The organism is Rhodococcus opacus (assembly GCF_012396235.1).
In the GTDB taxonomy this organism is placed as follows: domain Bacteria; phylum Actinomycetota; class Actinomycetes; order Mycobacteriales; family Mycobacteriaceae; genus Rhodococcus_F; species Rhodococcus_F opacus.
This window is the reverse complement of the sequence record NZ_JAAXPA010000019.1, coordinates 101005-127996: the sequence shown is the minus strand read 5'-3', so window position 1 is coordinate 127996 and position 26992 is coordinate 101005. Positions and strand designations below refer to the sequence as shown.

The 26992-nt window shown below is 68.5% G+C and carries 26 protein-coding genes; 20 read left to right on the top strand and 6 right to left on the bottom strand.

The genetic code is table 11. From position 1 onward, the window contains the following. Positions 1-702, bottom strand: a complete 702-nt coding sequence (gene cofC / locus HGB39_RS24215) for a 2-phospho-L-lactate guanylyltransferase (protein WP_405135545.1) — start codon at positions 700-702, stop codon at positions 1-3. Between the two features lie 170 nt (positions 703-872). On the opposite strand from cofC, the gene HGB39_RS24210 reads away from it, so the two are divergent. From HGB39_RS24210 to HGB39_RS24200, 3 genes are all read left to right on the top strand, one after another. After that, the gene (locus HGB39_RS24210; protein ID WP_005561650.1) at positions 873-1871 is read left to right on the top strand and encodes an NAD(P)H-dependent glycerol-3-phosphate dehydrogenase; all 999 of its coding nucleotides are present in this window, start codon (positions 873-875) and stop codon (positions 1869-1871) included. Positions 1872-1875: 4 nt separating this feature from the next. After that, positions 1876-3000: a cystathionine gamma-lyase gene (locus HGB39_RS24205; RefSeq protein ID WP_005561648.1), complete on the top strand. Its 1125-nt coding sequence runs from the start codon at positions 1876-1878 to the stop codon at positions 2998-3000. A gap of 92 nt (positions 3001-3092) precedes the next feature. Beyond that, entirely contained in the window at positions 3093-4199 is a 1107-nt protein-coding gene (locus tag HGB39_RS24200; RefSeq protein ID WP_054246964.1) for a D-alanine--D-alanine ligase family protein, read from the top strand. A gap of 19 nt (positions 4200-4218) precedes the next feature. Here the strand turns inward: HGB39_RS24200 and HGB39_RS24195 are convergent, their stop codons facing one another. Both HGB39_RS24195 and HGB39_RS24190 read right to left on the bottom strand, forming a co-directional pair. Continuing rightward, positions 4219-4815, bottom strand: a complete 597-nt coding sequence (locus HGB39_RS24195; RefSeq protein WP_005561414.1) for a DUF3515 domain-containing protein — start codon at positions 4813-4815, stop codon at positions 4219-4221. 2 nt (positions 4816-4817) lie between these two features. Next, entirely contained in the window at positions 4818-5051 is a 234-nt protein-coding gene (locus tag HGB39_RS24190) for an Lrp/AsnC ligand binding domain-containing protein (RefSeq protein ID WP_005240420.1), read from the bottom strand. A gap of 246 nt (positions 5052-5297) precedes the next feature. Here HGB39_RS24190 and HGB39_RS24185 point away from each other — a divergent pair, with 246 nt between their 5' ends. Genes HGB39_RS24185 through HGB39_RS24175 form a run of 3 tightly spaced genes read left to right on the top strand, consistent with a single transcriptional unit; the run spans position 5298 to position 7414 of the window. Next, positions 5298-6209 (top strand): thiamine-phosphate kinase, encoded by a 912-nt coding sequence (locus HGB39_RS24185; protein WP_005561412.1) that lies wholly within the window; start codon positions 5298-5300, stop codon positions 6207-6209. A gap of 9 nt (positions 6210-6218) precedes the next feature. Next, a complete protein-coding gene (locus HGB39_RS24180; RefSeq protein ID WP_005561411.1) occupies positions 6219-6740 on the top strand; it encodes a gamma carbonic anhydrase family protein in 522 nt (173 codons plus the stop codon). Next, on the top strand, positions 6737-7414 hold the full coding sequence (locus HGB39_RS24175; RefSeq protein WP_085999950.1) for a uracil-DNA glycosylase: 678 nt from the start codon (positions 6737-6739) through the stop codon (positions 7412-7414). Before HGB39_RS24180 ends, HGB39_RS24175 begins: the two co-directional genes overlap by 4 nt. A 109-nt stretch (positions 7415-7523) precedes the next feature. On the opposite strand, the gene HGB39_RS24170 is transcribed toward HGB39_RS24175, so the two are convergent. Together HGB39_RS24170 and rpmB are read right to left on the bottom strand one after the other, a co-directional pair. Beyond that, positions 7524-8312, bottom strand: coding sequence for an enoyl-CoA hydratase/isomerase family protein (locus HGB39_RS24170; RefSeq protein ID WP_007296866.1), 789 nt, complete (start codon positions 8310-8312; stop codon positions 7524-7526). Between the two features lie 148 nt (positions 8313-8460). Next, the gene (gene rpmB / locus HGB39_RS24165) at positions 8461-8652 is read right to left on the bottom strand and encodes a 50S ribosomal protein L28 (protein ID WP_005240429.1); all 192 of its coding nucleotides are present in this window, start codon (positions 8650-8652) and stop codon (positions 8461-8463) included. A 236-nt stretch (positions 8653-8888) separates the two neighbouring features. On the opposite strand from rpmB, the gene fakA reads away from it, so the two are divergent. The 10 genes from fakA to mutM all read left to right on the top strand — a co-directional run bounded on the left by fakA (position 8889) and on the right by mutM (position 20899). Then, entirely contained in the window at positions 8889-10583 is a 1695-nt protein-coding gene (gene fakA / locus HGB39_RS24160) for a fatty acid kinase ATP-binding subunit FakA (RefSeq protein WP_054246968.1), read from the top strand. Between the two features lie 8 nt (positions 10584-10591). Then, positions 10592-12850, top strand: coding sequence for an ATP-dependent DNA helicase RecG (gene recG, locus HGB39_RS24155; RefSeq protein ID WP_005566188.1), 2259 nt, complete (start codon positions 10592-10594; stop codon positions 12848-12850). Between the two features lie 155 nt (positions 12851-13005). Beyond that, a complete protein-coding gene (locus HGB39_RS24150; RefSeq protein WP_005259420.1) occupies positions 13006-16410 on the top strand; it encodes a pyruvate carboxylase in 3405 nt (1134 codons plus the stop codon). Then, entirely contained in the window at positions 16407-16973 is a 567-nt protein-coding gene (gene rsmD / locus HGB39_RS24145; RefSeq protein ID WP_005566189.1) for a 16S rRNA (guanine(966)-N(2))-methyltransferase RsmD, read from the top strand. Before HGB39_RS24150 ends, rsmD begins: the two co-directional genes overlap by 4 nt. After that, positions 16970-17464: a pantetheine-phosphate adenylyltransferase gene (gene coaD, locus HGB39_RS24140; protein ID WP_005240440.1), complete on the top strand. Its 495-nt coding sequence runs from the start codon at positions 16970-16972 to the stop codon at positions 17462-17464. Before rsmD ends, coaD begins: the two co-directional genes overlap by 4 nt. 108 nt (positions 17465-17572) lie before the next feature. Then, positions 17573-18346, top strand: a complete 774-nt coding sequence (locus HGB39_RS24135; RefSeq protein ID WP_005566190.1) for a DivIVA domain-containing protein — start codon at positions 17573-17575, stop codon at positions 18344-18346. 158 nt (positions 18347-18504) lie between these two features. Beyond that, positions 18505-19065, top strand: a complete 561-nt coding sequence (locus tag HGB39_RS24130; RefSeq protein ID WP_005259408.1) for a YceD family protein — start codon at positions 18505-18507, stop codon at positions 19063-19065. Between the two features lie 2 nt (positions 19066-19067). Further along, positions 19068-19250, top strand: coding sequence for a 50S ribosomal protein L32 (rpmF, locus tag HGB39_RS24125; protein ID WP_005240446.1), 183 nt, complete (start codon positions 19068-19070; stop codon positions 19248-19250). Between the two features lie 19 nt (positions 19251-19269). Further along, positions 19270-20028 (top strand): ribonuclease III, encoded by a 759-nt coding sequence (rnc, locus tag HGB39_RS24120; protein ID WP_005566192.1) that lies wholly within the window; start codon positions 19270-19272, stop codon positions 20026-20028. Further along, entirely contained in the window at positions 20021-20899 is an 879-nt protein-coding gene (gene mutM / locus HGB39_RS24115; RefSeq protein ID WP_005566194.1) for a bifunctional DNA-formamidopyrimidine glycosylase/DNA-(apurinic or apyrimidinic site) lyase, read from the top strand. The genes rnc and mutM overlap by 8 nt, the downstream gene beginning before the upstream one ends. On the opposite strand, the gene HGB39_RS24110 is transcribed toward mutM, so the two are convergent. Further along, positions 20841-21545: a pyridoxamine 5'-phosphate oxidase family protein gene (locus tag HGB39_RS24110; RefSeq protein ID WP_005566196.1), complete on the bottom strand. Its 705-nt coding sequence runs from the start codon at positions 21543-21545 to the stop codon at positions 20841-20843. The two genes, mutM and HGB39_RS24110, sit on opposite strands and share 59 nt — an antisense overlap. A 147-nt stretch (positions 21546-21692) precedes the next feature. Between HGB39_RS24110 and HGB39_RS24105 the strand changes: the two genes are divergently transcribed. Genes HGB39_RS24105 through smc form a run of 4 tightly spaced genes read left to right on the top strand, consistent with a single transcriptional unit; the run spans position 21693 to position 26965 of the window. Beyond that, entirely contained in the window at positions 21693-22133 is a 441-nt protein-coding gene (locus tag HGB39_RS24105) for an OsmC family protein (protein WP_005240454.1), read from the top strand. Then, on the top strand, positions 22133-23062 hold the full coding sequence (locus HGB39_RS24100) for a hypothetical protein (protein ID WP_081276545.1): 930 nt from the start codon (positions 22133-22135) through the stop codon (positions 23060-23062). The genes HGB39_RS24105 and HGB39_RS24100 overlap by 1 nt, the downstream gene beginning before the upstream one ends. A gap of 5 nt (positions 23063-23067) precedes the next feature. Then, positions 23068-23337: an acylphosphatase gene (locus HGB39_RS24095; protein WP_011598391.1), complete on the top strand. Its 270-nt coding sequence runs from the start codon at positions 23068-23070 to the stop codon at positions 23335-23337. Between the two features lie 22 nt (positions 23338-23359). Then, positions 23360-26965: a chromosome segregation protein SMC gene (smc, locus tag HGB39_RS24090; protein ID WP_005564854.1), complete on the top strand. Its 3606-nt coding sequence runs from the start codon at positions 23360-23362 to the stop codon at positions 26963-26965. Positions 26966-26992 lie beyond the last annotated feature (27 nt).

Here is a 26992-nt window from a genome sequence, read left to right as displayed (position 1 = left end):
CTACTCGTTTCCGCAGCGCGAGGGGGCGGTGTGTTCGAGCGCGTCGAGTGCGGCACGCGTCGCAGGTCCGACGCCGAGAGCCTGCGCGGCATCGAGATCGTCGGCGGTGTCGACGTCGGTCCGCAGACCCGGCCAGTGCCCGTCGAGGGGACGGGCCCCCGATTCGAGATGCCGCTTCGCCGATCCCGGTCCGAACCGGGGATCGAGCGGAATTTCCGGGTCGCAGGAGAACAGTGCGGCGGTTCCGGTGCCGTGATGGTCGACGACCACCGACCTGCCGCCGGTTCTCGCCGCGGCGAGTGCTTCACCGAATTCACCTCCGCGCAGAGACGGAAGATCGGCCTGGAGTGCGACGACGTCGACTCCGCGCTCGTTGCTGCGGACGTGCTCGGCCGCCGCCGACAGCGCCGCATTGAGACCGTGCTCGGTGCCGGCCTCGTCCGGCCGGTCTTCGGTGGAAACGGGTGCGGGGTCGGCGTAGACATGCGCGCCGACGCTGCGTGCGAGCCGCGCCACCGCGGGGTCCGGCGTGACCACGGTGACACCGACGACCGTCGCGACATCGCTGACGACGGCGAGGGTGTCGCGCAGCATCGACAGCACCAGTCCGGTGCGGTCGTCCGTGTCGAAGACACCCGACAGCCGCGTCTTGGCCGCGTGGAGTTCCTTCACGGCGACGAGTACGTGCGCGCGCGGCGCCACGGATCGGGTCGCTGTGCTCATGCGGACATCTTGCCAGCCCGCGCGGGGTGGTGCTGCGGACGCCCGGTCGCCGCTGAGCAGCGAACGAGTTCGGTGGCGGGGCGGCGCTCGACCTCGGCATCGGCAATACTGTGGGCGACGCATCGGGTAACGAACGACGAGGGGGCTGTGTGAGCAAGGCTGCGGTACTGGGAGCGGGTTCATGGGGGACTGCATTTGCGAAGGTCCTGGCCGACGCCGGGACCGATGTCACCATGTGGGCGCGACGCGGTGAGGTCGCCGAATCGATCGTGTCGCGGCACGAGAACACGGACTACCTGCCGGGCATCGCCCTGCCTCCGTCGTTGACCGCCACCGACGACGCGCGGGCCGCACTCGACGGCGCCGACATCGTCGTTCTCGCGGTGCCGTCGCAGTCCCTGCGCGACAATCTGCAGGTCTGGAGTCCGATGATCCCCGAGAACGCCACCCTCCTGAGCCTCGCCAAGGGCATCGAGACCGGCACCCTCATGCGGATGAGTCAGGTGATCATCCAGGTCACCGGCGCAGACCCGGGGCGGGTCGCCGTCCTGTCCGGGCCCAATCTGGCCCGGGAGATCGCGATCGGTCAGCCGGCGGCGACGGTCGTCGCGTGCACGGATTCGACGCGGGCGCTGGAACTGCAGAAGGCTTCGGCCACCGGATACTTCCGTCCGTACACGAATTCGGACGTCATCGGGTGCGAGGTCGGCGGCGCCTGCAAGAACGTCATCGCCCTCGCCTGCGGTATGGCGTCGGGAATCGGTTTGGGAGAGAACACGATTGCGAGCATCATCACTCGCGGTCTGGCCGAGATCATCCGGCTGGGAGTAGCGCTCGGTGCGAAACCTGCCACCCTCGCGGGTCTCGCGGGAGTGGGTGATCTGGTTGCGACGTGCACGTCGCCCCTGTCGCGCAATCGGTCGTTCGGTGAACGCCTCGGCCAGGGTGGTTCGATCGAGAGTGCCCAGGCGGCCACTCACGGTCAGGTCGCCGAGGGCGTCAAATCGTGCTCGTCGGTGCGGGCTCTCGCCGCCAGTTACGACGTCGAGATGCCGTTGACCGATGCCGTGCACCGGGTGTGCCACGAGGGCCTCGTGGTGCAGGACGCGATCGGTCAGCTGCTCGGCCGCCGCACGAAGCCGGAGTGAACTCGTGAGTGGTGATTCCACCCGCTGCGTCAAAGCCGTTGCCGCAGAGAATGTTCCCGGCTCACCGATGCAGAGGGGGCCGGTTTTCGCTGCGCCTTATCAGCTGAGCGCGGACGAGGGAACCGAGTCCGACACCTACGCGCGTGCCTCCAATCCGGGGTGGCGCGACCTCGAATCGGCGCTGGCGACGCTCGAGGGCGCCGCGGGCGCACTCGTCGTCGGCTCCGGGATGTCGGCGGTCACCGTCGTGCTGCGGAGTCTGCTCACCGCCGGTGACACCGTGGTCGTTCCGTCCGACGGTTACTACCAGGTGCGTGCGTACGCGCGGGAGCGCCTGGAGCCGATGGGCATCACCGTGCACGAACTGCGGACCGCCGACATGGCCGGCGAGGCGGCCGCCGCACTGCTGGCGTCCGCCGAGGGGACGACGGTGGTGGTGGCCGAGACTCCGGCCAACCCGTCCCTCGACGTGGTGGATCTGCGCACCGTGTCCGAGCAGTGCGCCAACGCGGGCGCAGTTCTCGTGGTGGACAACACGACCGCCACCCCACTCGGCCAGCAGCCGCTCGAACTCGGCGCCGACGTGGTAGTCGCCAGCGGCACAAAGACTTTGAGCGGTCACAGTGATCTCCTCATGGGGTACATCGCCGCGTCGGACGCCGACTTCCTGGCCGGAATGGAACGCGAGAGGGCGCTGTCGGGCACGGTGCTGGGGCCGTTCGAGACGTGGCTCGCCCACCGGAGTCTCGGGACGGCCGGTCTGCGATTCGAGCGGCAGTGCGCCAACGCCCTGGCCCTCGCGGCCCTGCTCGAGTCGCACCCGGCGGCTCACCGTGTCCGGTACCCGGGGCTGCCCGAAGATCCTGCGCACGCCGTCGCCGCCGGTCAGATGCGTAGATTCGGCGGGCTGGTGAGCTTCGAGGTGGACTCCGCCGAACAGTTCCACCGACTCGTGGCCGGAAGTGAGCTCCTCGTGCCTGCGACGAGCTTCGGCGGCATCCACACCAGCGCCGACCGCCGGGCCCGGTGGGGTGACCCCGTGCCCGACGGGTTCGTGCGGATCTCGTGTGGAATCGAGGACACCGAAGACCTCGTCGCCGATCTCGAGCAAGCCCTGTCCGCATTGTGAGTGCGGCACCCGACGTGTCGTGAGGTCGGCGAAGGAAATATGAGGAGAGGTGGGTGCGGTGAGCGGGTCACGGCGACGGTACGGTTTGTGTCGTGAGTAAACCGCGTACCCGGGTAGCCGTCATCTTCGGTGGCCGCAGCAACGAGCATTCCGTGTCCTGTGTGTCGGCCGGAAGCGTCCTGAGGAACCTCGACCCGGAACGGTACGAGGTGGTGCCGATCGGCATCACCACCGAGGGCTCGTGGGTTCTCGGCTCCACCGACCCCGAGACGCTGGCCATCCGCGGCCGGGCACTGCCCAGCGTCGATGCCGACGGGTCCGCACTGGCCCTCACCGCCGACCCGACGCGGTCCGGTGACCTCGTCGCCCTCGACGACGGCGAAGCGGGCAAGATCCTGGCCTCGGTCGACGTCGTCTTCCCCGTCCTGCACGGCGCCTACGGCGAGGACGGCACGATCCAGGGCCTACTCGAACTCGCAGGTGTCCCGTACGTCGGTCCCGGCGTGCTCGCCAGCGCTGCCGGTATGGACAAGGAATTCACGAAGAAGCTGCTCGCCGCGGAAGGCCTGCCCATCGGGTACCAGGTCGTCCTGCGCCCCGGCACCGCCACGCTGACCGACGAACAGAAGTCCCGCCTCCACCTCCCGGTATTCGTGAAGCCGGCCCGCGGCGGATCCTCGATCGGCATCACCCGGGTGGCCGAGTGGGCCGCGCTCGACGACGCCATCACCCACGCCCGTCTGCACGACCCGAAGGTGATCGTCGAATCCGGGATCGTCGGCCGCGAGGTCGAGTGCGGAGTCCTCGAGTTCCCGGACGGCGACGTGCGGGCCAGCGTCATCGCCGAGATCCGGATGCCGGAAGGCGCAGGCGACGACGAGGCGTTCTACGACTTCGACAGCAAATACCTCGACGACGTGTGCGAGTTCGACGTGCCCGCGAAACTCGACGAATCGGTCAGCGAAGAGATCCGTGAACTCGCGGTGCGCGCGTTCTCCGCGCTCGACTGCCAGGGACTCGCGCGGGTGGACTTCTTCGTGACCGAAGACGGCCCGGTGATCAACGAGATCAACACGATGCCCGGATTCACGTCGATCTCGATGTACCCGCGCATGTGGGGTGCGGTGGGCGTCGACTACGGCGCCCTCGTCTCGACCCTGGTCGACACCGCCCTTGCGCGCGGCGTCGGTCTCCGCTAGAGAAATCGCGGTCCGGCGCTCAGGGATTCGCCACGGGCGCCGGATCGAGGGGTTGCTGCGGCAACGCCTGCGACACCGCACCGGAAATGTCCTGAAGCGGCGTCGGTCCCACCCCGGTGGGAACCGTGAGTCCGATGTACACGCCGCGGTCGACGGCGAAATAGCTGCTCGCGTCGATTCCGGCGCTCGCGCCCGAGATCTCGAACCACTGAACTCCGTCGATGACCTGCAGCGGCGAAGCCTGATCGAACTCCGCGGGGCGGTCCAGACCACAACGCAGGACGAGTGGTTCGCCCTCGGCCGGTTGCCACGCGGCGGTCGCCTCGGGAGCGGGTTCGGTGAGTTCGGCGCGCGTGTAGTCGCCCAGAGCCTCGGGAAGGCCCGCCATCAGGGTGGCGCACTCCGCGGAGCCGGATGCGGGCGCGGGCACGGGGCCCAGCGACACGGGTTCCTTCACCGGGTTCCGGCCGGCGAACACCGCCGCGACGACGATGCCGATGACCAGGGCCACGGGGAGCGCAACGGCCGTCGCGATGAGTGCGGGATTGCGCCGCTCCCCGGGAACCGGGTCGGAGTTGCCGGCGGGGGCGTTCTGTTCGGGTTCGAGGTCGGACATGCTCAGTTCTTGTTCGCAGACTTTTCGGGGACGTCGCAGGTGAGGGTGCGAGTGATGCCGGAGACCTGACGGATCTCCTTGACGACGGGGGCGACATCGTCGGCGGACACCCGCACGATGACGTCGTACGGTCCGACCACGTCCTCGGCGGTCCGGACTCCGGTGATCTTCGCGATCTCGGTCGCGATCGCCGCGGCCTTGCCGACTTCGGTCTGGATCAGGATGAACGCTTGCACTCTCGCTCCGGCCCTTCCCTGCTCCGCGCCGCATGATCTCGGTAGAGTCGCGGGTGCTTCGGCGCGCTGATCGGTCACGTGCCGAGAAGTCCCGGCAACAGCTAAAAGGTACCGCAGTCGCACATCCCGTCGACCGGACCCACGGCCGCTGCCCGGGCCACCCGACACTGGAGGCACACCATCACACCGACGGATTCCCCGGACCCGAACCCGCCCCTCACCGTCGCCGACGTCGGCGAGTTCGCCGTGATCGGCCGAGCGGTGGAGGGACGGGTGCAGCCCCTGTCCACCCTGATCGGCCCCGGCGACGACGCCGCCCTCGTCCGGGCGGCCGACGGCCGGGTGGCGGTGTCCGCCGACATGCTGGTGCAGGACAGGCATTTTCGGCTCGACTGGTCGTCCCCGCGAGACGTGGGCCGCAAGGCGGTGGCACAGAACGCAGCCGACGTCGCGGCGATGGGGGCGCGCCCCACCGCTTTCCTGGTTTCCCTCGGCCTGCCGCCGGACACGTCGATCGACGTGGCGGACGGCATCTCGGCGGCAATCGGGGAGAGCGCCGAGGAACTCGGGGCCGGCGTCGTGGGCGGTGATCTCGTGCAGGCCGGGCAGGTCGTGATTTCCGTCACCGTCCTCGGTGATCTGGGTGGCAGGAGCCCGATCCGGCGGTCTGGCGCGCTGCCGGGCGACGTCGTCGCGGTGGCCGGCGAACTCGGCCGGTCGGCGGCCGGACTCGCGCTGCTGCTCGGCGGGTCCTCGGATTTCCCGGATCTTCTCGCCGCACATCGTGTCCCCACTCCACCGTATTCCGCCGCCTGGGCCGCCGCGGACGGGGGCGCCCACGCCATGACCGACATCTCCGACGGGCTCCTCGCCGATCTCGGTCACATCTGCGACGCCTCCGGCGTCGGAATGTCCCTCACCCGATCCCACATGGCCGTCTCACCCGAACTGGTGGCGGCGGCGAAGCTTCTCGGCGCCGACCACTGGGAATGGGTGCTCACCGGGGGAGAGGACCATGGCTTCGCCGCCAGCTTTCCTGCCGACGTCCCGCTCCCCGCGGGGTGGACGACGATCGGCGCGGTGCACGACGGGTCCGGCATCTCGGTCGACGGCGAGACCTGGCCGGGGGCCGGCGGCTGGCAGAGCTTCTCGGTATAGGTTGCACGCATGGCTATCTACGCGCTCGGGGACCGCGAACCCGACATCCATCCGGACGCCTACGTCCATCCCGACGCCGTGGTGATCGGGAACGTGACCCTGGCGGCAGGAACCTCGGTGTGGCCACAGGCCGTGCTCCGCGCCGACTACGGCACCATCACCGTCGGCGCCGACACGAACATCCAGGACGGCACCGTGATCCATTGCACGATGGTCGATCCCACCGTCATCGGCTCGGGGTGCGTCGTCGGTCACGCCGCGCACATCGAAGGATCCACGATCGGCGACCACTGCCTGATCGCGTCCGGATCGATCGTGCTCAACGGTTCGGTCATCGGTGCCGGTTCGGTCGTCGGAGCCGGCGCCGTCGTTCCGTTCAAGTTCGAGGTTCCACCGCGCAGCATGGCACTCGGCGTCCCCGCGAAGATCCGGCAGGGTTACGAGGTTCCCGAGGGGCACCTCGCGATGAACGTGAAGATGTACGCCGCGAACGCGGCCTACTACCGCGACTCGCTGCGCAGGCTCGACTGATGGCGGCGCCGCTGTCGGACCTCGTCGAGGCCGGATGGGCAGACGCACTCGAACCCGTGTCCGGGCGGATCGCGGAGATGGGCGAGTTCCTGCGCGCGGAAATCGCCGACGGGCGTGAGTACCTCCCCACGGGAGAGAACGTCCTGCGGGCGTTCACCCACCCGTTCTCCGAGGTCAAGGTCCTGGTCGTGGGTCAGGACCCGTACCCCACACCCGGGCACGCGGTCGGTCTCAGTTTCTCGGTGGCCTCGGACGTGCGCCCGGTGCCGCGCAGCCTCGGCAACATCTTCACCGAATACAGCAAGGACCTCGGCTACGAGACACCCACCACCGGGGACCTCACCCCGTGGTCGCGCCAGGGAGTGCTTCTGCTGAACAGGGTTCTCACCGTGCAGCCCGGACTCCCGGCCTCACACCGGAAGAAGGGCTGGGAAGCGGTGACCGAGCAGGCCATTCGCGCTCTCGTGGCGCGCCCCGAACCCCTCGTCGCAATTCTGTGGGGCCGGGACGCGTCCACGTTGAAACCGATGCTCGGCGACGTGCCGACCATCGAGTCGGCCCACCCCTCACCGTTGTCCGCGTCGCGCGGATTCTTCGGATCGCGACCGTTCAGCCGGGCGAACGAACTCCTCGACGGACTGGGTGCCGAGCCGGTGAACTGGCAGCTGCCGTAATCGGCGAATTTCCCTACTGCACCGACGAGAAGTCGGCACGCCGCTTCACTGCACAGACGAGAAGTCGGCACGCCGCTTCACTGCACCGACGAGAAGTCGGCACGCCGCTTCACTGCACCGACGAGAAGTCGGCACGCCGCTTCTCGACGAAGGCGTCGACGCCCTCGCGTCCCACCGGGCTGTCGGCCGCGGTGGCGATCGACGCGGCCTCCGCGTCGAGTTGCTCGGCGAGCGTGCGATATCGGGAGGCGCGGACGAGCGTCTTGATCCCCGAGAAGGACGGCGTCGGGCCGGCAGCGAGCGTGCGGGCGAGCCGGAGTGCCTCGTCCTGAACGACGTCGTCGCCGACGAGGCGGCTGAGGATGCCCAGGCGGACGGCCTCGTCACCGCTGAGAACGGCGTCGGTGATCAGGATCTCGCGCGCGCGAGCGTCGCCGACGATGCGCGGAAGGGTCCAGGACATGCCGCCGTCCGGGGTGAAGCCGATGGACGGGTAGGCCGGGCGCAGCTTGGTGCCCGGGCCGCCGATGGCGACGTCCGTGAGGCAGACAAGGCTCATACCGGCGCCCGCAGCCCACCCGTGCACACCGGCGATCACCGGAACGGTCACGGCGTCGAGCGCACGAACGAATTCGTGGAACACGCGCGCCACCTCGGCGACGTATTCGCTTCGCACCGGTGCGGACGCGAAGGCGTGGACGTTGCCGCCCGCGCAGAAGTTCGGGCCCTCCCCGACGAGGAGGACGCTGCCGATTCGGTCACCGACCGCTTCGAGTGCCCGGGCACCCTGCACCATGCCCTCGCCGTCCAGCGAGGTGCCGTTCTCCGCCGTCGCGATCGTGATGCGCAGGACGCCGTCTTCGAGCTGTACTTTGCTGAGTCCATCGAGAGAAGTCACCGTTGCACCTTACGTGGGCCCCTGCCGGTGCCCGACGTGCCCCGATGCGCTGCGACGATGCCGAATCGGACAAGGTGCGGCGGCATAAAAAACTGCGCCCCCGACACCGAAGTGTCGGGGGCGCAGTGACATCGCACGCAGCGTCGGGTCAGCCCCGAGCAACCTTTCCAGCCTTCAGGCAAGAGGTGCAGACGTTGACCTTCCGGGTGTTTCCGGGGGCAACCTCGGCACGAACAGTCTGAATGTTCGGGTTCCAGCGACGGTTGGTACGCCGGTGCGAGTGCGAGACCGACTTACCGAAGCCGGGCCCCTTGGCGCATACGTCGCAGACGGCAGCCATAGTCGCGAACTCCTTCAAGATAGTGAACTGTGAAATTTGCTGGCCTCGTGGAGACAGGGCACAGCAAGCGCGCCCTGTACGAGGCAACCGTGCAAGAGTAGCCGCTCGAGTGCGGATTGGCCAAACCCGGTCCCGAAGGGCTCGGACCGCGGGCCCGATCATCTTCCCCCGACTAGTCTGACGGCACCTTCCCATTCCCCTGGCCGGAGAGGACGACAGTGGCCCCTGAGCTCCCGATGGACGGTCGAGTCCTCGAATCGTGGGCGCGGACCGCCGTCGCGGGTCTGGAAAAGCGGTGCGAGGAGATCAACAGCCTCAACGTCTTTCCGATCCCGGACTCCGACACGGGTACCAACCTGCTGTTCACCATGCGGGCGGCGCTGGGTGCGATCGACGAGTACGCGGGCACTGCAAGCGGCACCAAGGACGTCCGGCAGGTTGCCATCGCCCTGGCTCGGGGCGCGGTCGCCGGCGCGCGCGGGAATTCCGGAGTGATCCTGTCCCAGGTGCTGCGAGGGGTCGCGGAAGCGGCCGTCACCTCCGCCGTCGACACCCGGACGGTCCGGACCGGACTGCTGATGGCCACCAATCTGGTGACGGACGCGGTGAGCTACCTGGTGGAGGGCACCATCGTCACCGTGCTGCGCTGCGCGGCCGACGCGGCGGCGGAGTTCCCGGACGAGGCGCCGATCGCGGTCACGGCACGCGCAGCCGCGGATGCGGCGGCGTCCGCGCTCACCAGGACGCCGTCGCAACTCGACGTGCTGGGCACCGCGGGCGTCGTCGATGCGGGAGGACTCGGCCTCGTGGTGATCCTCGACGCTCTCGTCACGGCCGTGACGGGTGCGCCGCCGGATCGCGCACCGATCGCGCTCCACGTTCCGCGCCGCACCCCGTCCACGCATCGCGCAGAGCCCGTCCCCGTTGTCGCGCCGCCCGCGTCGCAGGGCCCGCATGCGCATCCGGGACCCGGACCCGACTGCGACGAGGGCTCGGATCAGGACTTCGAGGTGATGTACCTGGTCGCGGAGTCCGACGAGGACCGCATGGGGGAGTTGCGCACCACGCTGAACGCCCTCGGGGACTCGATCGTGATCGTCGGCGACGGCGGCGGCGGCTGGTCGGTGCACGTGCACTGCACGGACGCGGGCGCCGCCGTGGAGGCCGGACTGTCGGCGGGACGCATCCACGGAATCCGGGTCAGCAGCTTCCTCGTGGATGCGCGGGACCAGGGGTTGCTCGTTCCACCGGTCCGGACCCGGCCGGATCAGGGGGAGCGGGGAATCGTCGCCGTCGTGGCCGGGGACGGCGCCGCCGAACTGTTCGCCAGCGAAGGCGCGACCGTCCTCCGGTGCGATGACGCCCCCGTCACCCGGGCCCAGCTTCTCGGCATCATCAGACAGATGGGACGCACCGAGGTGCTCGTCCTCCCCAACGGCGCGCTGACGGCCCAGGAACTCGTCGCGGTCAGTGCCGCGGCGAGGGATGCCCGCCACGAGGTCCTGCTGCTCGCGACGTCCGCGATGGTGCAGGGACTCGCGTCCCTGGCGGTGCACGACCCCGAGCGTGAGGCGGTGGACGACGCGTTCGCGATGTCGGAGGCGGCCGCCGCCACCCGCTGGGGATCGTTGCGCATCGCCCGGGAACGGGCCCTCACCTACGTGGGCACCTGCGAACCGGGCGACGGCATCGGACTGATGGGTCACGAGGTGATCGTCATCGAACCGGACGCGGTCGCGGCCGGACGGCGGCTCGTCGACCTCGTCCTCGGCGCGGGTGGCGAACTGGTGACGCTCCTGATGGGGTCGGAGGCGCCGGAGGGGCTGGACACGGAACTGGCCGATCACATCTCGCAGCGGCACCCCGGCGTCGAGGTGATGATCTACCACGGTGGACAACCTGGAGATCTGTTGCAACTCGGGGTGGAATGAGGAATTCGATGGCCACATTGTCCGACCGGCTCGATCATCTGCTGGGGAAGAAGACCGCCGACGCGCTCGAGGAGGCGTTCGACATCCGCACGGTCGAGGACCTGCTGCGGCATTACCCGCACCGGTACGCCTCGCAGGGCCGCGAGCTCGCGGAGAAGGACCCGCCGGAGGGCGAGCACATCACGATCATCGCCCGGGTCACGTCCGCGGCCGTCGTGAAGATGAAGAACCGGCCGGGCAGCATGCTCAAGGTGGTCCTGTCGACCGACACCCAGAACGTGGACGTCACGTTCTTCAGCCCGCAGAAGGTCAAGCACGTGATCAAGCCGGGTGTGCGCGCGATGTTCTCGGGAACGGTCAAGTACTTCCGCCAGAAGTGGAGCCTCACCCATCCGAGCTACCTCATCCTTCCCGAGCCGCGTGCCGGCAGCGAGGACCCCGTCGTGAACGTCGACAGGATCCGCGGTGCCGGGGATCTCGCGGGAATCGCCCGGGCGTCGCAGGAACCCGGTGCGGGGGTCGACCTGTCCGTGTTCGACCGGGCGCTGATCCCGCTCTATCCGGCCACCCGGGACGTGGAGAGCTGGACGATCATGAAGTGCGTCCGCCAGATCCTGGACCAGCTCGATCACGTCGACGACCCCCTGCCGGAAGACATCCGGGCCGAACGCGACCTGATCGGTCTCGACGAAGCCCTCCGGTCGGTCCACCTGCCCGACACCCGCGAGGACGTGGAGAACGCCCACGACCGTCTGCGGTTCGACGAGGCGACGGCGCTGCAGCTGGTTCTCGCCCGTCGCCGCCACGACAACGCCGAGCGAGTCGCGCCCGAGTGCCCGCCCGTGCCCGGCGGGATCGCGGACGTGTTCGAGAAAATGCTTCCGTTCCAGCTCACCGACGGTCAGCACGCGGTCGCCGACGAGATCTCGGCCGATCTGGCGCAGCCGCACCCGATGAGCAGGCTGTTGCAGGGTGAGGTGGGTTCGGGTAAGACGATCGTGGCCCTGCGCGCCATGCTCCAGGTGGTCGACGCCGGCTACCAGTGCGCCCTGCTCGCGCCGACCGAGGTCCTCGCGACGCAGCACGCCCGGTCGCTGCGGGCGATGCTCGGCCCCCTCGCGACCGCGGGGGAGCTCGGGGCGCACGAGAAGGCCACACGGGTGGCGCTGCTGACGGGGTCGATGCCGGTCGCCGCCAAACGCACGGCTCTGAACGAGGCGATCACCGGCGACGCCGGGATCGTCATCGGCACGCACGCCCTGATCCAGGACAACGTCGAATTCTTCAATCTCGGGATGGTGGTGGTCGACGAGCAGCACCGGTTCGGTGTCGAGCAGCGCGACCGGCTGCGGTCGAGGGCGCGGGAGGGCATGAGCCCGCATCTGCTGGTGATGACGGCGACGCCGATTCCCCGCACCATCGCGATGACGGTGCTCGGCGATCTCGAGGTGTCGACGCTGCGCCAGCTGCCGAAGGGGCGGTCACCGATCAAGAGCAGTGTGGTACCCGCGTCGCAGAAGCCGCAGTGGGTCGCGCGCGCGTGGGAACGGATCCGCGAGGACGTGGCCGAGGGGCGGCAGGCGTACGTCGTGTGCTCGCGCATCGGCGACGGAGAGAAGGGTGACGGTGAAGACGCGTTCGACGAGAAGGCGCCCGAGACGAAGTCCGCCGTCGAGGTGTTCGAGGAGTTGAGCGGCAGCGTCATGCCGGACCTGCGGGTGGGTCTGCTGCACGGCCGGCTTCCCGCGGACGAGAAGGACGCGGTGATGCGCGACTTCACGGCCGGCGATATCGACGTCCTCGTGTGCACCACGGTCGTGGAGGTCGGTGTCGACGTCCCGAACGCGACGATCATGGTGATCGTCGACGCGGACCGTTTCGGTGTGAGTCAGCTGCACCAGCTGCGCGGACGCGTCGGCCGTGGCAAACACCAGGGCCTGTGCATTCTCGTCACGAAGATGAATCCGGGCGGTCCCGCCTACGAGCGATTGTCGAGCGTGGCGTCGACCAACGACGGCTTCGAACTCGCGCAACTCGACCTCGCCACGCGCCGCGAGGGCGACATTCTCGGTGCGGCGCAGTCGGGCACGACGTCCACGTTGCGGCTGTTGTCGCTGCTCGGCCACGAGGACGTCATCGCCGCGGCGTCCGAGTTCGCGCGTTCGGTGATCGCAGACGACCCGCGCCTCGAGAACCATCCCGGACTGTCGGCGATGGTGACGTCGGCGCTCGACGCGGACCGCATCGAATATCTGGAGAAAACGTGAGAACTTACTTCGCTTCACGTAAATCTTTGCTCGTCTGTTTCGGGTCTGTTGCAGAATTCGCACACGTCAGGGGGGTCTTTGTGAAGTTTGTGGAGGATCCTGAAATGTGGGATGCCATTTATCCGCGGCCGTCGACGGCGGGGTAGTTTGCTCCAATGTTCTCCAAAGTCCTGGTCGCCAACCGTGGCGAAATTGCGATCCGCGCTTTCCGTGCCGCCTACGAACTAGGTGCTGGAACGGTCGCGGTGTTCCCGTACGAGGATCGGAACTCGATCCACCGTCTGAAGGCTGATGAGAGTTATCAGATCGGCGAGGAGGGACACCCGGTTCGGGCGTACCTCTCCGTCGACGAGATCGTCTCCGCGGCCAAGCAGGCAGGCGCCGACGCCATCTACCCCGGCTACGGCTTCCTTTCCGAGAACCCGGATCTCGCCGCCGCGTGCGCCGAGGCGGGCATCACGTTCGTGGGTCCGTCCGCCGAGGTACTCGAGCTCACCGGCAACAAGGCACGCGCGATCGCCGCGGCGAAGGCCGCCGGTCTGCCGGTGCTGGCGTCCTCGGAGCCGTCCGCCGACGTGGACGAGTTGCTGGCCGCGGCCGAGACCATGCAGTTCCCGCTGTTCGTGAAGGCCGTCGCCGGCGGCGGTGGCCGCGGCATGCGGCGCGTCGCCGAGCGGGCTCAGCTCAAGGAGTCCATCGAGGCCGCCGCGCGTGAGGCCGAGTCGGCGTTCGGCGACCCGACGGTGTTCCTCGAGCAGGCCGTCGTCGACCCGCGTCACATCGAGGTCCAGATCCTGGCCGACGGTCAGGGCAACGTCATCCACCTGTTCGAGCGCGACTGCTCGCTGCAGCGCCGTCACCAGAAGGTGATCGAGCTCGCGCCTGCCCCGAACCTCTCGGAAGAGCTGCGGGCGAAGATCTGCGCGGACGCCGTCGCGTTCGCGAAGGAGATCAACTATTCCTGTGCCGGCACCGTCGAATTCCTCCTCGACACCCGCGGCAACCACGTCTTCATCGAGATGAACCCCCGCATCCAGGTCGAGCACACCGTCACCGAAGAGGTCACGGACGTCGACCTCGTGCAATCGCAGTTGCGGATCGCGTCGGGGGAGACCCTCGCGGATCTGGGCCTGAGCCAGGACAAGATCACGCTGCGCGGTGCGGCCCTGCAGTGCCGCATCACCACCGAAGACCCCGCCAACGGGTTCCGCCCGGACACCGGTCGGATCACCGGCTACCGCACCCCGGGTGGTGCCGGTATCCGCCTCGACGGCGGAACGTCGGTCGGCGCAGAGGTCTCCGCGTACTTCGATTCGATGCTCGTCAAGCTCACCTGCCGCGGCCGCGACTTCGAAACCGCCGTCGCCCGGGCCCGCCGCGCGGTCACCGAGTTCCGCATCCGCGGCGTGTCGACGAACATCCCGTTCCTGCAGGCGGTGCTCGACGACCCCGATTTCAAGGCCGGCCGGGTCACCACGTCCTTCATCGAGGAGCGCCCCCAGCTGCTCACGCTGCGCAGCTCCGCGGACCGTGGCACCAAAATCCTCACCTACCTCGCCGACGTGACCGTCAACAAGCCGCACGGCGAGCGGCCGTCGGCTGTGTACCCGCGCGACAAGCTGCCCCAGATCGACCTGTCCACCCCGCCGCCGGACGGCAGTCGCCAGAAGCTCCTCGCCCTCGGCCCGGAAGGATTCGCCAAGGCACTGCGGGAGCAGAAGGCCCTCGCCGTCACGGAGACCACGTTCCGCGACGCACACCAGTCGCTGCTCGCGACCCGCGTGCGCACCAGCGGTCTGCTCGACGTCGCCGGACACGTCGCCCGGCTGACCCCGGAACTGCTCTCCATCGAGGCCTGGGGTGGTGCCACCTACGACGTGGCTCTGCGGTTCCTGCACGAGGATCCCTGGTACCGGCTGTCGGCGCTGCGTGAGGCCGTGCCGAACATCTGCCTGCAGATGCTGCTGCGTGGCCGGAACACCGTCGGGTACACCCCGTACCCGGAGAAGGTGACGCGGGCGTTCGTCGAGGAAGCCACGAACAGCGGCATCGACATCTTCCGCATCTTCGACGCCCTCAACAACGTCGACCAGATGCGGCCGGCCATCGACGCCGTCCGCGAGACCGGCACCGCGCTCGCCGAGGTCGCGCTGTCGTACACGGGCGACCTGTCGAACCCGAACGAGAACCTGTACACCCTCGACTACTACCTGCGCCTGGCGGAGGAAATCGTCGAGGCCGGTGCGCACGTCATCGCGATCAAGGACATGGCCGGACTGCTTCGCGCCCCGGCCGCCACCACCCTGGTGACGGCGCTGCGCAAGAACTTCGACCTGCCCGTGCACGTGCACACCCACGACACCCCGGGTGGTCAGCTCGCGACCTACCTGGCCGCGTGGCAGGCAGGCGCGGACGCGGTCGACGGGGCCTCGGCCGCGCTGGCGGGCACCACCAGTCAGCCGGCGTTGTCGGCGATCGTGGCGGCCGCCGCGCATTCGGAGTACGACACCGGCCTGGACCTGCAGGCCGTGTGCGACCTCGAGCCGTACTGGGAGGCGCTGCGCAAGGTCTACAAGCCCTTCGAGTCGGGGCTGCCGGCCCCGACCGGACGCGTCTACACGCACGAGATCCCGGGCGGTCAGCTGTCGAACCTGCGCACCCAGGCCGTGGCCCTCGGTCTCGGCGACAAGTTCGAGGAGGTCGAGGCCAAGTACGCGGCCGCCGACCGCATGCTCGGCCGCCTCGTGAAGGTCACCCCGTCGTCGAAGGTCGTCGGCGACCTCGCCCTGCACCTCGTCGGATCCGGTGCCTCCACCGAGGAATTCAAGGACAACCCGGCGAAGTTCGACATCCCCGACTCGGTGGTCGGATTCCTGCGCGGCGAACTGGGCACCCCGCCCGGTGGCTGGCCCGAACCGTTCCGCACCCGGGCACTCGAAGGCCGCGGCGAAGCGAAGCCGGAGGTGCCGCTGTCCGCGGAGGACGAGAAGGCCCTCTCCGGCACGTCCGCGGAACGCCGCGCGACGCTCAACCGGTTGCTGTTCCCCGGCCCGACGAAGGAATTCCTCGAGCACCGCGACAAGTACGGCGACACGTCGCAGCTCTCGGCCAACCAGTTCTTCTACGGCCTGCGCCGCGGCGACGAGCACCGGGTCCGCCTCGCGCAGGGTGTCGAGCTGATCATCGGGCTCGAGGCCATCTCCGAACCCGACGAGCGGGGATACCGCACCGTCATGTGCATCCTCAACGGGCAGCTGCGTCCGGTGTCGGTGCGCGACCGGTCCATCTCCAGTGAGATGCCCGCCGCGGAGAAGGCGGACAAGAACAACCCCGGCCACGTGCCGGCGCCGTTCGCCGGTGTGGTGACCCTCGCCGTGACCGAGGGCCAGCACATCTCCGCGGGCGACACGATCGCGACCATCGAGGCCATGAAGATGGAAGCGGCCATCACCGCCCCGCGGAGTGGCACGGTCTCCCGGCTGGCCATCGGATCGGTCCAACAGGTGGAGGGCGGCGACCTGCTCGCCGTCGTGGCGACAGGGGAGTCCGCGAGCGAGTGACTCGGATCATCGCGGGACTCGCGGGCGGTCGACGCCTGCGGGTCCCGCCGAGCGGGACCCGGCCCACCTCGGACCGGGTCCGCGAGGCATTGTTCAGCGCACTGCACAGCCGGATGGACCTCGAGGGCGCGTCCGTCCTCGATCTCTACGCGGGATCGGGGGCGCTCGGCCTGGAAGCGCTCTCCCGGGGCGCGGACCGCGTGGTCCTCGTCGAGTCCGACGCGAAAGCGGCGGGCATCATCAAACACAACGTGAGCACCGTCGGTCTACCGGGCGCGGAAGTGCGCGGCGCTCCGGTGGCGGCGGTGCTCGCGGGCACCGCCGACCGGCCGTACGACCTGGTGATGGCGGATCCGCCGTACGCCGTCGACGACCAGGCGGTGCAGACGGTGCTCGGCCACCTGCGGGTCAACGGCTGGGTCGGCGACGGCTCGATCGTGGTGCTCGAACGGTCGTCGAGGTCACCCGAGACGGCCTGGCCCGAAGGCTTCGCACCCGTCAAGGCGAAGAAGTACGGCGAGGCGAGAATCGAATTGGCGACCTGCTACGGTCTGGACTCATGACTGGCGCTGTCTGCCCCGGATCCTTCGACCCCGTGACCAATGGCCACCTTGACGTGATCGGCAGAGCTGCCGCGCAGTTCGACGAGGTCATCGTGACGGTCATGGTCAACAAGAGCAAGCGTGGCCTGTTCACCGTCGAAGAGCGCATCGAGATGCTCGAAGACTCGACCAGTGAGCTGCCCAACGTGCGGGTCTCGTCCTGGCACGGCCTGCTGGTGGATTACGCCAAGCAGCAAGGGATCACAGCGATCGTCAAGGGCCTGCGCGGCGCCAACGACTTCGACTACGAGCTGCAGATGGCGCAGATGAACCAGAAGCTCAGTGGTGTCGACACCCTCTTCATCCCGACCAATCCCACGTACAGCTACCTGTCGAGTTCGCTCGTGAAGGAAGTGGCCACGTTCGGTGGCGACGTCTCCGACATGCTGCCCGAGAAGGTCCACGCCCGTCTTCTCGCGAGGATCGCCGAGCGCGCCGCCGAGAGCAGCTGATACCCGACACACCGGCTGCCACGACACACCCTCGGCGTCCGGTCGGGCAGACTTGCACGGAGAAGGCTGCGCCGACCTGCTGAGGGTCATGGATGATTGGGGTTGCTTGTGTACCGGGTATTCGAGGCGCTCGACGAACTTGTCGCGATTGTCGAAGAGGCACGCGGCGTACCGATGACCGCCGGCTGCGTGGTTCCACGCGGTGACGTCCTCGAACTGCTCGACGACGTGCGCGATGCGATTCCCGGTGAACTCGACGACGCCCAGGACGTCCTGGACCACAAGGACAAACTGGTGGGGGACGCGCGGTCCAACGCGGAGAAGACGATCTCCAGCGCCAACGCCGAGGCGAACTCCACCATCGAGAACGCGCGAGACGACGCCGACCGCATTCTGGCGGACGCGAAGGCGCAGGCCGACCGGATGGTCGCCGAGGCCCGCGCGCACGCCGAGCAGTTGGTCACCGACGCGCGCGCCGAGGCCGAGTCCTCGGTCGCGGAAGGCCAGCGCGAGTACGACGCACTCACGGGTCGAGCGCGGGCCGAGGCAGATCGCATGATCGAGTCGGGCAAGGCATCGTACGAGAGGTCCGTTGCGGAGGGCACGGCGGAGCAGGCGCGCCTCGTCTCGCAGACGGAGGTCGTCCAGGAGGCGCACGCCGAGTCTGCCCGGGTGATCGACTCCGCGCACGCCGAATCCGATCGTCTCCGCTCGGACTGCGATCTGTACGTCGACACGAAGCTCGCGGAATTCGAGGACTTCCTGAACGGCACCGTCCGGTCCGTCGGCCGGGGACGTCAGCAGTTGCGGACCGGTTCGGGTGTTCCCGACTACGCCTCGGACTACGACGTCGACGACCGCCGCGCCGAGCGTCGCCGCTGAGCGACGGTCGGGTCGCCGCACTCGATCGAATTTGGCTCCACCGCGCAGATTGCGTATCGTGGAGTGGTTGCCCTTTGTCGTTTCCCTTTTCTCGAAAGTGAAGTTTGTTGTCATCCCATCGCCACAGCTCATCGCGTTCCCGACGGGACGCGGACTTCGTGCTGGACACGGTCAAACTCGGCCGTCGTCCCGGTTCGATGCGCACCGTGGAACGGGTGGTGACGGCGCCACAGCGCATCGGTCTCGACCTGATCGCCATCGAGGAAGGATCGGAGATCGATCTCGATCTCCGATTGGAGGCCGTATCCGAGGGGGTCCTGGTCACCGGTTCGTTGCGAGCCGACACCGTGGGGGAGTGCTCGAGATGTCTCGAGCCGTTCTCCGACACGGTGGACCTGACTCTCACGGAGCTGTTCGCATACCCGGACAGCACTACGGAAGAGACCACGGAGGAGGGGGAGGTCTATCACGTCGTGGACGACGAGATCGATCTCGAACCCGTCGTGATCGATGCCGTCGGCCTCGCACTGCCATTGCAGCCGCTCTGCAGTGACGACTGCCAAGGATTGTGCCCAGAATGTGGCGTTCGCCTGGCGATTGCCGAATCTGGCCATGGGCATGACATACTTGATCCTCGCTGGGCTGGTCTTGCAGCCAAATTTGGCGTGGAATCAGAACCCAGCAAGAATCTTGTGAACACCGAAGCCGAGGAGAAGTAGAAGTGGCTGTCCCCAAGCGCAGAATGTCGCGATCCAACACGAGGTCGCGTCGCAGCCAGTGGAAGACCACTGTGCCTACTCTCGTCACCTGCCCCAACCGTGGCTGCGGCGAGAAGACGCTGCCCCACGTCGCGTGCCCGTCGTGTGGCACATACAAGGGCCGCCAGGTCACTGCCGCCGTCTAGTTCTCCGCGGAGAGGCGTTGTGACGAGCGACATCAGTAATACACCCGCCGGCGGCGAGGAGGATCATGCTTCCCTCCTCGCCGCCCTCGGCGTAGAAATCGAGCCTTCGCTGCTCACCTTGGCGTTGACGCACCGCTCGTATGCGTACGAGAACGGTGGTCTGCCCACCAACGAGCGTCTCGAATTTCTCGGCGACTCCGTGCTCGGAGTCACCGTCACCGAGAAGCTCTACCTTGCGCATCCGGACAAGTCCGAGGGCGACCTCGCGAAGATCCGTGCGAGCATCGTCAACATGCACGCGCTCGCGGAGGTGGCCCGCAGTCTCGGTGAGGGCGGCCTCGGTGCCCATCTCCTGCTCGGTAAGGGCGAGGAGATGACCGGTGGCCGTGACAAGCCGAGCATCCTGGCCGATGGCATGGAGTCGATTCTCGGCGCCATCCACCTCGAGCACGGCATCGATACGGCGCGACGCGTCGTACTCGACCTCTTCAGCGACCTCCTCCAGCGGGCCCCCCGTCTCGGTGCGGGTCTGGACTGGAAGACGAGTCTGCAGGAGTTGACCGCGGAGCGTGGCGTCGGTGTCCCGGCGTACGAGATCACCGCGACCGGCCCGGACCACGACAAGGAGTTCACCGCCACTGTGATCGTCGGCGGCAAGCCCCTCGGCGTCGGTATCGGCCGCTCCAAGAAAGAGGCCGAGCAGAAGGCTGCGAGCACGGCGTGGAATGCGTTGTCCGACGCAGGCCCCGACGTAGCGGCCGACGACGTCAGTGCCTGAACTGCCCGAAGTCGAGGTGGTCCGGCGCGGACTCGAACGCCATATCGTGGGGGCGTCGATCGATTCCGTCGACATCCTGCACCCGCGGGCGATCCGGCGTCATCTGCCCGGCGCCGCAGACCTCGCCGGACAGCTCACCGGCGAACGCATCGTGAGCGCCGACCGTCGTGGAAAGTATCTGTGGCTGGTCCTCGAACCCAGCACGGTCGCTCTCGTGGTGCATCTCGGCATGAGTGGTCAAATGCTCGTGCAGCCACCGGAATTGCCGACCGAGAAGCATCTGCGCATCCGTGCCCGGCTCGATTCCGGTCTCGACCTCCGGTTCGTCGACCAGCGGACGTTCGGGGGCTGGGCGCTGGCACCGCTCGTCGACGTCGACGGCTCGCTCGTGCCGGACTCGGTGGCGCACATCGCCCGTGACCCACTGGATCCGCGGTTCGACCTCGCGGCGACCGTGAAGGTCGTGCGCGGCAAGCACACCGAGATCAAGCGTGCGCTTCTCGACCAGACCGTCGTCTCCGGCATCGGCAACATCTACGCGGACGAGGCGCTGTGGCGCGCACAGATCCACGGAAATCGGCTCACTGACAGGGTGAGTGGTCCCAAGGTCCGTGAACTGCTCACGGCCGCCCGGGAGGTCATGCGTGAGGCACTCACGCAGGGCGGCACGTCCTTCGACGCGCTCTACGTGAACGTCAACGGCGAGTCGGGCTATTTCGACCGTTCGCTGTCCGCCTACGGTCAGGAGGATCGCCCGTGCCCGCGGTGCGGCACCGCGATCCGGCGGGAGAAATTCATGAACCGCTCGTCGTTCAGTTGCCCGAAGTGCCAGCCGGCCCCACGGAGAAGCCCGGCGAAATCGTCTGTGTGAGTTCGGCGGTCACGGGCTCGTCGGCGAACTGTCCGTCGGTGTCGTGGCGCGGTGTCGCCTTGGCGTCGAAGTAGTCGCCGCCCTTGCGTTTCACGTCGTCGGTGCCCCATTCGCGGTGGCGGGGGTCCGGTGCCATTCTCGGAATGTGCTTTCGGCAGTGGATGTATGCCTCCTCCACCTCCACCACCACCCAGCGTTCCGGGATCCGGCCGTTCGTGTGGTCCGCAGGCAGATCCGCGATGTCGGAGCGGAGGACCGGGTCTTCGACGATCCGGGCCGAACCGTTCACGTGCAGTCCGATGAGGTCCTGCACGAAGTCCACGAGAATGATTCCGACGTGCGGGTTTTCCCGGATGTTGCCGAGGCTCGCCATCACGCCGTTGCCGCGGTACTCCGGGTACGCGAGGGTCTTCGAGTCGATGACGTGCATGAATCCCGGTGTCCCGGCGCGCAGACTGTTGTCGCATTCGCCGGACGCGTCGGCGGTGGCGATGAAGGCGATCTCCTGGCGTCCGATGAACTCGATCATCGTCGGATTGAGATGGTCCAGCATCTGATCCGCGTAGAACTTGGCGGCACGATCCTCGGTCCCGTACTCGGACTGAAGTTGGCGCTCTCCCGCACTACCGATCTGGCCCATCTGCATTCCCCGCTACGTCTCGGCGTCATTGGTCGGTTCACCCTACGGCCCACCGGTTCCCTCTGCTGAGAATCCTCGTTCACAATTGCGCGGAAACCACTGCCGCCCACCCACCTACCTGGTGGTGCGTGGATCGGTGGCAGGATTGAGCGCATGGCAGAACAGACTTCCGACACGACGGCGCCCACCTCACTGTGGGTCGAGCGAACGGGCACCCGGCGGTACACCGGCCGCAGCTCGCGCGGCGCCGAGGTCCTGATCGGCTCCGAGGGCGTGGAGGGCGTGTTCACCCCCGGGGAACTCCTGAAGATCGCACTCGCCGCGTGCAGCGGAATGAGCTCGGACTTCCCGCTGTCGCGGCGGCTGGGCGACAACTACGACGCCACCATCCGGGTGTCCGGTGCCGCGGACCGGGAGAACGAGGTGTACCCGCAGCTGGACGAGGTCATGGAGCTGGACCTCAGCGAACTCGACGCCGATGCGCAGGAGCGTCTGGTGGCGCTCGTGGAACGGTCGGTGGACAAGGTCTGCACGGTCGGGCGGACGCTGAAGGCCGGGACGAAAGTGACGCTGACCGTCGAGAGAGAAGCATGATGCGGCGTGAGCTGGCCGCGCTCGCGGGCGGGGCGGCGCTCTGCGCGGGTCTGCTCGTGGTCGCGCCCGCGGCCGCTGGGCCCGCGTTCTCGCCGCCCGGCGGCGCGTGCACCCCGTGGTCGGTGTCGGAGGTGGCGTCCGGGGCGGGGGTTCTCGAGAACCTGGCCTTCGACGGGGCGGGCACCATGCTGGTGTCGCGAACAGGCCTGGTCGGCGGCGGAGCCCTCGACGGGGTCGCCCCCGACGGCACCGTCACCCCGATCGTGCCCGAGGTCGAGTCGCCCGGCGGAATCGCCGTGGACGGTGCCGACGCGTACTTCGCCACGGGGAACTCCTTCGCCGCCGGGGTCACGGGCTCGGCGAACGGCACGGTCGACGTCGTGAACCTCGCCACGAGTGACAGACGAACCGTGGCCGAGGGGCTGGTCATGCCGAACGGGCTGGTCCGGCTGAGTAACGGAGACATTCTCACCGCCCGGAATCTGGGCTCCGGGGCGGGGCTGACCCGCGTCCCCGCCGCGGATCCCCATACACCGGAGGTCGTGCGCACCGATCTGGGAACGGTCGACGGTCTCGCCGCGCACGACGGCAACGTCTACACGGTGACGACGTTCGACACGACCACCACGCTGCGCATCCTCCGCGAAGACGACCTGAGCGGTCCCGTCGTGTCGGTCGAACTGCCCGGCTCCGGGCCCCTCAACGCGGCCGACGATCTCACCGTCGGACCGGACGGCATCGTCTACGTCGCCTACAACGGCGGCGGCAAAGTGGTGCGGGTCGATCCCACGACGGGGGAGAGCTGCGCCCTCGCGTCCGGGCTGCCGCTGGTGTCGTCGGTGCGGTTCGGCGCCGGGCCGGGCTGGGATCCGGACGCGCTCTACGCCACCAGCTTCACCGGGAAGATCTACAAACTCGAACGGTCGTGACGGACATGGAGAGAATGACCGCGTGGGTGCACGGATTCGTGCAGGGTGTGGGATTCCGGTGGTGGACCCGCGCCCGCGCGCTGGAACTCGGCCTCGTCGGATACGCGGCCAACCAGAAGGACGGCCGCGTGCTCGTCATCGCCGAGGGGCCTCGCGACAAGCTGGAGACCCTCCTGACGCTGCTGCGGTCGGGAGACACGCCGGGCGCGGTGGATCTCGTCGTGGAGCAATGGGATTCCGCCCGCGGCGACCTCACCGGGTTCGTGGAACGGTGAACCGCAGGTAAAGTTCTCCGTCATGCATCTGAAGAGTCTGACGCTGAAGGGATTCAAATCCTTTGCGTCCGCAACGACTCTGCGATTCGAGCCGGGAATCACCTGTGTCGTGGGGCCCAACGGGTCGGGTAAGTCCAACGTCGTCGACGCGCTCACCTGGGTGATGGGCGAGCAGGGGGCGAAGGCGCTGCGCGGCGGCAAGATGGAAGACGTCATCTTCGCCGGCACCGCCGGGCGGGCGCCCCTCGGACGCGCCGAGGTCACGCTGACCATCGACAACTCCGACGGCGCCCTGCCGATCGACTACTCCGAGGTGTCGATCACCCGGCGCATGTTCCGCGACGGAGCCGGCGAATACGAGATCAACGGCAGCTCGTGCCGGCTGATGGACGTGCAGGAACTGCTCAGCGACTCCGGCATCGGCCGGGAGATGCACGTGATCGTCGGTCAGGGTCGCCTCGCCGCCATCCTCGAATCCCGTCCGGAGGACCGGCGCGCGTTCATCGAGGAAGCAGCCGGTGTCCTCAAGCACCGCAAACGCAAGGAAAAGGCGGTCCGCAAACTCGACGCGATGCAGGCCAACCTGGCGCGCCTGAACGACCTCACGGCGGAACTGCGGCGCCAGCTCAAACCACTCGGACGGCAGGCCGAGGTGGCACGCCGCGCCCAGACCGTGCAGGCCGACCTCCGCGACGCGAAGCTGCGGCTCGCCGCGGACGACCTGGTCACGCGACGCGAGGACCTGGCCAGCCAGGCTCAGGACGAGAAGATCGCGCGAGAGCAGCACGACCAGGTCACCGAGGCACTCGACGAAGCCAATCTCGAGCTGGGACGGCACGAACAGGAACTGTCGAGGCTCACACCGGGTGCGGAAGCGGCCGCGCAGACCTGGTTCCAGCTGTCGGCACTCGCCGAGCGCGTCAACGCGACCATCCGCATCGCCCGCGAGCGGGCGCGTCACCTCGACGCCGAGCCCTCCGCGAACCGCGGTCAGGATCCCGACGAGATGGAGGCCCGCGCCGACCGGATCGCCGCGGAGGAAATGGAGCTCGTCGAAGCCGTCGAGATGGCGCGCGCGGCGCTGGACGCGGCCAAGGAGCAGCTGGCACTGGGGGAGGAGACCGCCGCCGAGGCGGAACGAGCCCACATGGCAGCGGTCCGGGCGATCGCCGACCGCCGTGAAGGCCTGGCCCGGCTGTCCGGCCAGGTCGACACGCTGCGCACCCGCGCCGACTCCGTCGACGCCGAAGTGTCCCGGCTGACCGTCGCGATCGAGGAGGCCCGCCAGCGCGGCGACGCGGCACAGTCAGAGTTCGAGGTCGTCCAGGACGAGATCGGTGACCTCGACGCCGGCGAGCTCGGACTGGATTCCCACCACGAGCGTGCCGTCGAGGCACTGCGCCTGATCACCGAACGCGTCACCGAACTCCAGGCCGAGGAGCGCGCAGCCGGGCAGGAAGTGGCATCCCTGCGTGCCCGGATCGACGCACTGTCGATGGGCCTCGAACGCAAGGACGGCGCCGGCTGGCTCGTCGAGAATCGCGGCGAACACGGCATCCGCGGACCGATCGGTGGCCTCATCACCGTCGAGAAGGGGTACGAGGGCGCCGTCGCGGCCGCCATGGGCCCCGCCGCCGACGCCGTCGTCGCCGAATCCCTCGACGCCGCCCGTAGCGCAGTCGGTGCGCTGAAGGAGACGGACAGCGGTCGGGCGTCCCTGGTCATCGGAACCGATCTGGCGGCGCCGAACGGCGGACACCTGGACTCCGGCGCCCGGTGGGCCGTCGACGTCATCGACTGCCCTGCCGAACTGCGGACCGGACTCGCGGCGCTCCTGGCTGGAGTGGTCGTGGTCGATTCCCTCGACGACGCCGTCGAAACCGTCCGGCGCAGGCCCGACGTGCGCGCCGTCACCCGCGACGGAGATCTCCTCGGAGCGGGCTGGATGAGCGGCGGATCGGACCGTCAGCCGAGCACCCTCGAGGTCCAGGCCGCCATCGACAACTCGGTGCAGGATCTCGCCCGCGCCGAACGTCGCGCCGAGGAACTGTTCGCGGCACTGTCCGGCGCGGTCGCGGAACAGGCCGACCGCCAGGAGAACGCCGAGCAGGCACTGGCCGCGCTGAACGAGTCCGACGCCGCGATGTCCGCCATCTACGAGCGCCTCGGCCGCCTCGGCCAGGCCGCGCGGGCCGCGCACGCAGAATCCGATCGGCTCATGGCGCAGCGCGACAAGGCCGAGAGCGGCCGCGAGGACACACTGACCGCGCTCGCCGAACTCGAGGAACGGCTGCGCCTGGCGGAACAGGACGGGTCGCCCGCCGGCGCCGACACGGGCGGTTCCGACACGACGAGCATCGATCGTGAAATGGCGGCCGCCGCACTGGCCGAAGTGCGGGCCGTGGAAGTGGAAGCCCGGCTGTCCGTGCGCACGGCCGAGGAGCGCGCCGAGTCGGTGCGCGGCAAGGCCGACTCCCTGCGCCGCGCCGCACAGGTGGAACGCGACGCGCGCGCCCGCGCCGAACGCGTGATGAAGGCCCGCCAGAACGCGGCCGCCGTCGCGGCGGCGGTCGCCGAGTCGGGACAGCGGGTCGCCGAGCACCTCGGTGACGTCGTCGACGCCGCGATGGCGCACCGTGACGAACTCGCCCGGGCGCGCACCGAGCGGACGACCCAACTCGAACAGGTGAAGGAAAGGGTGCGTCAGCTGACCGGACAGCTGGCGTCGCTCACCGATGCCGTGCACCGCGACGAGGTGGCTCGCGCCCAGGCCGCGCTGCGCATCGAGCAGCTCGAGGAGGCGATCCTCGAACAGCACGGGATCGGCCTGGACGATCTGATCGCCGAATACGGCCCCGATGTCGCGCTGCCGCCGTCCGCACTCGAGATGGAGGAGTACGAGCAGGCGAAAGAGCGCGGCGAGCAGGTCACGATGCCCGCACCGATTCCGTACGACCGCGCCACGCAGGAACGTCGCGCGAAACGTGCCGAGAAGGACCTGGCGACGCTCGGCAAGGTCAACCCCCTGGCACTCGAGGAGTTCGCCGCACTCGAGGAGCGCTACAACTTCCTCTCGACTCAACTCGAGGACGTGAAGACCGCCCGCAAGGATCTCCTCGGTGTGGTGGCCGACGTCGATGCCCGCATCCTGCAGGTGTTCACCGAGGCCTATTCGGACGTCGAACGCGAATTCGTGCAAGTGTTCGCGAAGCTGTTCCCCGGTGGTGAGGGCAGGCTGGTGCTCACCGACCCGTCGAACATGCTGACCACCGGAATCGAGGTGGAGGCCCGCCCGCCCGGCAAGAAGGTCAAGCGGCTGTCGCTGCTGTCCGGTGGCGAGAAGTCTTTGACGGCGGTGGCGATGCTCGTGGCGATCTTCCGGGCCAGGCCGTCCCCTTTCTATGTGATGGACGAGGTGGAGGCCGCGCTGGACGACACGAACCTGCGTCGTCTCATCGGGTTGTTCGAGCAGTTGCGGGAGAAGTCGCAGCTGATCGTCATCACCCACCAGAAGCCGACGATGGAGGTGGCCGACGCGCTCTACGGCGTCAGCATGCGCGGCGACGGCATCACCACCGTCATCTCCCAGCGGCTCCGTGGCCAGGACATGGCGGCCGCGGACGCCTGATTTCGACCCGCTCCGGGACGGCGCGGG